This is a genomic window from Pseudochrobactrum sp. AO18b (genome assembly GCF_000409565.1).
Classification (GTDB): Bacteria; Pseudomonadota; Alphaproteobacteria; order Rhizobiales; family Rhizobiaceae; genus Pseudochrobactrum; species Pseudochrobactrum saccharolyticum.
On record NZ_ANNO01000100.1, the window covers coordinates 1 to 5,698 of the forward strand.

The following is a 5,698-nucleotide window of genomic DNA, read 5'->3' on the forward strand; positions in this document are numbered from 1 at the left end:
ACACATTCTCAGCGTAATCATATTTCTCAGGAAGACCGCCAGCGTATTGCCTCTGCTATTCGCGATGCGGAAGCGCAAACAGGCGGTGAAATTTATGCAGTGCTCGCGCAGCGCAGCGATGATTATTTTTATGTGGCAGGTTTTATTGCCTGTTGTGGTATGATCGTAACCGCAGTGATTGCTGCCTTTGTGGCGCATTATTACTGGTTTGATCTGTCACTGCCGAAATTTGCACTGGCTATTCTGGCGGCCTTCATATGTCTGGTTGCGCTTTTGGCTTTTATACCTGCATTGCGCATGGTGCTGGTTCCGCATCGGGTGCGCTACCGGCGGGCACATTTGAATGCCTTGCAGCAATTTATCGCCCGTAATGTGCATCTGACAAATAAACGCACGGGTATCCTGTTATTCGTCTCCCTCGCTGAGCGCTATGCGGAAGTGGTGGCCGATGCAGGGATTAATGAACGGGTCGATCAGCAGGAATGGAATGCGATTGTCGCTACACTCAGCCGCCATGCAGCACAGGGAAGTGTTGCGGAAGGGTTTGTTGAGTCGATTGCCAAAGCCGGCAACCTGCTGGCGCAGCATTTTCCTAAAGAGGACGGCGACAAAAACGAGCTGGAAGACCATCTGGTGGAACTATAAGAATTTTATCCACCGCTGATTTTTATTTTTGCAGCGGGTTTATGATTTTTAAGAACGATTTAATTTCACTTTTGCTTGTTTGCGGGTGAAAAAATCGAAAAAAACGGTTCTTTTGTCACAATTTGCTTGTTATTTGAGAGAAAGAGCAGGCCGAAGGTAATTTAGGCAGAGGCGGTCTGTATAATGAGGAGTTTTACAGTGAGTGCCGATACAGACCATACCGCTCAGACCAAATTCGTTGTCGATTATCAGAATATCTCTGAGCCTGTAGCTTCTCAGTTCGCCAAGCTGTTGTTTGAATGGGCACCGGCGGAAGATATTGCCGCCTATGATGCCGGTGATATGGAAGAAGCTGCAAAGCTCGCTTTGAAAGCTTTTGGTTCCTATCAGGCCGATAAGCCAGTCATCAGCGTCGATAATGACAGTATTCTGCGCCGTCGCGGTCGTCCGCTGACAGTTGTAACTCTGATCAACCGCAATATGCCGTTTCTGCTCGATTCGACGATGGCGGAAATTCTCGAACGTTCCGGCATGATCTATATGGTTGTGCATCCGGTGCTCAATGTTGCCTTTAACGGCAGCAGCTATGAGGTTCATGGCGAAGCAACCTCCGGTAAATCCGTTGCAGGTACGGAACAGGTCAGTGTTATTCAGCTGCATCTGCCGCAACTGGATGAAAGCGCAAGAACAGCTCTGGAGCAGGCGCTCGGAATGGTGCTGGGGCAGGTTTATGCTGCTGTCAGTGACTGGAAACCGATGCTGGCGCGTCTTGATGAGGTGATTGCCTCTTACAGCGCTGTCAAAGGTTTGCCGGAAACAGCGGAAGGCCGTGAAGCTATTGCGCTGCTCAAATGGCTGCGCGATGGTAATTTCACATTTCTGGGTATGCGTGAATTTCGTTACGATGCGGCTCAGGGTACGCTTATTCAGGCTGATGCACCATCACTGGGGATTCTGCGTGATGAAGCTGTTCGCGTTTTGCGTCAGGGGCAGGATAATGCTTCGATCGCACAGGAATTGCAGGACTTCCTCAAAGGTTCTGAAAGTCTGCTGATTACCAAAGGCAACAGCCGCTCGCTCGTCCATCGCCGCGAATATATCGATTATATCGGTATCAAACTGTTTGATGCAGACGGCAAAGTAACCGGCGAAATGCGTCTGGTCGGATTGTTCACTTCGACGGCCTATACATCTTTCCTGAGCACGATTCCTTATCTGCGCGGTAAAGCGGAAGCAGTAATCGGTCGTCTGGGCTTCAATGCTGCGGACCATTCCGGCAAGGCTCTGGTGCGTGTGCTGGAAGATTATCCGCGTGATGATATGTTCCAGATTGATCTGGATGCCCTGACCGATCATGCTGAACTGATCGTGGCATTGGATGAGCGTCCGCGTGTGCGTGTGCTGCCGCGTATTGACCGTTTCAGCCGTTTTGTGAGTGTGCTGGTCTATCTGCCGCGCGATCGTTACGATTCAGTCGTGCGCGAAGCAATCAGTAATTATCTGATGGATGTTTATCACGGGGAATCCGTGGAGTTCCATCCGGTGTTCCTTGATAAAGGCGTGACCCGCGTTCAGTTCATCATCCGCCGCCATGACGGCAGCGTGAGCGAAATGGCTCGCGAGGCTCTGGAAAAGCAGATCCGCAGTTTCGTCCGTACATGGGAAGATGGTGTGCGTGATGCGGCAGAGGAAAGCTCACAGACTTTCGCCCCGCGTGTGATCAGTCTGGCTTCCGGTTTTCCGGAATCCTATCGCGAGACCTTTAACGAATCCGAAGCGCTTGTTGATGCCGTACGTATTGAGGCGCTGACTGAAGAAAATCCGCTTTATGTTGATTTTTATCGTTATGACACACAGGAACCGCAGGCGGCTTTCCTGAAACTCTATCATTTCGGTGAGGCACTGGCGCTGTCGCAGCGCGTGCCGCTGCTGGAGAATATGGGGTTTCGTGTCATCAGTGAGCAGACCTTCGCTCTACCGGTGCAGACGGCTACCGGTGGCAAGAACATGGTGCATGTCCATGATATGCTGATTGTCAGCGCATCGGACAAAGCCGTTGATCTCAGCGATGATGGTGATCTGCTGGATGATGTGTTCCGCACTGTATGGAGCGGACAGGCAGATAATGACGGTTATAATGGCCTTGCACAGAGCGGACGTCTGACAGCGCGTCAGATCATGATCCTGCGTATGTATGGCCGTTATCTGCAGCAGGCCGGTATCACCTATTCGCAGGACTTTATTGCTGCGGCACTCAATCGTTACCCGGACATTGCCGCGCATCTCTACACATTGTTTGACCTGCGCTTTAATCCGGTGCTGGCAAAACAGGCGGATACAGAAGCGAAAGAACGCGCTGTTGTTGAAGCCATTGAGACAGCTTTGCAGGCTGTACCAAGCATTGATGATGACCAGATTTTGCGCCGCTACCGTAATCTGGTTGAAGCTTCTCTGCGCACCAATGCCTATATGCATGATAAGGACGGCAATGCGCCGGTGACACTGGCGATCAAGCTTAACCCGCGTGCTGTTGACGGCCTGCCGGAACCACGCCCTTACCGCGAAATCTTCGTCTACGGGCCGGAAGTGGAAGGTGTTCACCTGCGCTTTGGCGCTGTTGCGCGTGGCGGCTTGCGCTGGTCTGACCGTGCGCAGGATTACCGCACAGAAGTGCTGGGTCTGGTTAAGGCACAGCAGGTAAAGAATGCGGTGATTGTGCCGGGTGGTGCCAAAGGCGGTTTTTATCCGAAGCGTCTGCCGGTTGGCGGCGACCGCAATGCGGTATTTGAAGCCGGGCGTGCGGCCTATATCACTTTCATTTCAACCATGGTTTCCATCACCGATAATATTATCGAAGGCAAGATCGTGCCGCCGGTCGATGTTATCCGTCAGGACAGTGATGATCCGTATTTTGTGGTTGCGGCGGATAAGGGCACAGCAACTTTCTCCGATACGGCCAATGCGATCAGTCAGGCACAGCATTTCTGGCTGGATGATGCTTTTGCTTCCGGTGGTTCAGCCGGTTATGACCATAAGAAAATGGCCATTACCGCCCGTGGCGCATGGGAAGCGGTGAAGCGTCATTTCCGCGAAATGGATATTGATATTCAGACCACACCATTCACTGTTGCCGGTGTGGGGGATATGTCCGGTGACGTATTTGGTAACGGCATGTTGCTGTCGCCAAAAATCAAACTGGTAGCTGCATTTGACCATCGCGACATCTTTATTGATCCGATGCCGGATACCGATATCGGTTTTGTGGAACGTCAGCGTCTGTTCAATGTGCCGCGCTCCAGCTGGCAGGATTATGACCGCTCTAAAATCTCTGCCGGTGGTGGTGTATTCAGCCGCTCGCAGAAGGTCATTACCCTGTCTGAAGCGGCAGCCGAGGCCATTGGATTGGGTAAACTGACCGCAAGCCCGAATGAAGTGATCGGTGCGATCCTACGTGCACAGGTTGATCTGCTGTGGTTCGGCGGTATCGGCACTTATATTCGTGCGAACGAAGAAAGTGATGCGCAAGTTGGTGACCGTGCCAATGATGCGATCCGTATTACCGGTCGTGAGGTTCGCGCCAAAGTGATCGGTGAGGGCGCTAATCTGGGTGCCACCCAGCGCGGTCGTATTGAATACAGCCTCAATGGCGGTCGCTGTAATACGGATGCGATTGACAATTCGGCCGGTGTGAATTCGTCGGACGTTGAGGTCAATATCAAGATTGCTCTGACACCAAGCCTGCAGGATGGCCGTCTGACCCGTGAAGCACGCGACGTGCTTCTGGCACAGATGACTGATGAAGTGGCAGCGCTGGTGCTGCATAATAATTATGAGCAGCCGCTGGCTCTGTCTCTCGTTGAAAAACGCGGTGCATCCGAACTGCCATATCTGATGCGGATGATGTCGTCTCTGGAACGCCGCAAGCTGCTGGATCGCAAGGTGGAATATCTGCCGGATGATCAGGTGCTGGCAGACCGCCAGAAACGCGGAGAGGCGCTGACCCGTCCTGAACTGGCCGTGCTTCTGGCCTATGGCAAAATGGTACTGTCTGATGATCTGATCGCCAGCAATCTGCCGGATGACACTTACCTGCATTCACGCCTGTTCGGCTATTTCCCGCAGGAAATGCAGGAGCGTTTTGCCAAGGACATTACCCATCACCGTCTGCATCGCGAAATCATTGCAACGCTTCTGTCCAATGATGCGATTAATCGTTGCGGGCCGACATTTATCAGCCGTCTGAATGATTTGACGGCTGAGGCACCAGCAGAAATTCTGCGGTCTTATGTAGCTGTGGCTGATGGTTTTGAAACCGAGCAGCTCTATCAGGCGATTAATGCGCTGGATAATAAGATTCCGGGCAAAGTGCAGAATGAATTCTATGCGCTGGTTGGGGAAATGCTGTTCTCAACCACCGCATGGGTGCTGCGTAACAACCGCTTTGATGCAACATTGAGCGAAATGGTCAGCGCGGTGAAGCGGACACGCATGGCGCTGGAGCCGAAGCTTGAAGAGCTGATGCCTGACTTCATTGCTGATCTGATTACCGCAGATACGGCAAAATATATCGCTAAAGGTGCCGGTGAAGCGCTGGCGCGCAAACTTGCCCGTCTGCAGTCGGCCAAGCTGATGGCGGATATTGCGCTGATTGCCTATCAGGGTAAGGCAGAGCTGATGACCGCTGCGACGGCTTATTTCAAAATTGTTGATGCTTTCCGCATTGCTAATATTGAAAAGGCTGCATCTGCGGTGCCGGTGACAGATTATTATGATGGTCTGGCCTTGTCCCGTGCGACTGATACGATCACACAGGCAACCCGTGCTGTGACGATGGAAGCGCTCACCAAATTCAAAGGTGAGACCGATCCGGTACAGAGCTGGCTGACCCGTGATGCTGAGCGGATTGACGGTGTGCGTCAGCGTATGATTGCGCTGACAGAAGGCGGAGATCTGAGTGTTTCCCGTCTTGCAGTGGCAGCCGGTTTCATGGCGGATCTTGCGGGCTGATTTTGCTCATTTTGCGAAATTCAAAAAGGCCGGTGGTATTTCACCG

General features: G+C 52.3%; 2 protein-coding genes. Both read left to right on the forward strand.

Annotated elements, in window-relative coordinates:
* Positions 1–21: 21 nt before the first annotated feature.
* Entirely contained in the window at positions 22–645 is a 624-nt protein-coding gene (locus A918_RS21980) for a TPM domain-containing protein (protein WP_028233381.1), read from the forward strand.
* Between the two features lie 183 nt (positions 646–828).
* Positions 829–5,652, forward strand: coding sequence for an NAD-glutamate dehydrogenase (locus A918_RS19430; protein ID WP_084664632.1), 4,824 nt, complete (start codon positions 829–831; stop codon positions 5,650–5,652).
* The last annotated feature ends 46 nt before the right edge of the window (positions 5,653–5,698 follow it).

Excerpts from the sequence above, each read along its gene's own strand:
- A918_RS19430 (WP_084664632.1), top strand. The coding sequence starts at position 829 with ATGAGGAGTTTTACAGTGAGTGCCGATACAGACCATACCGCTCAGACC.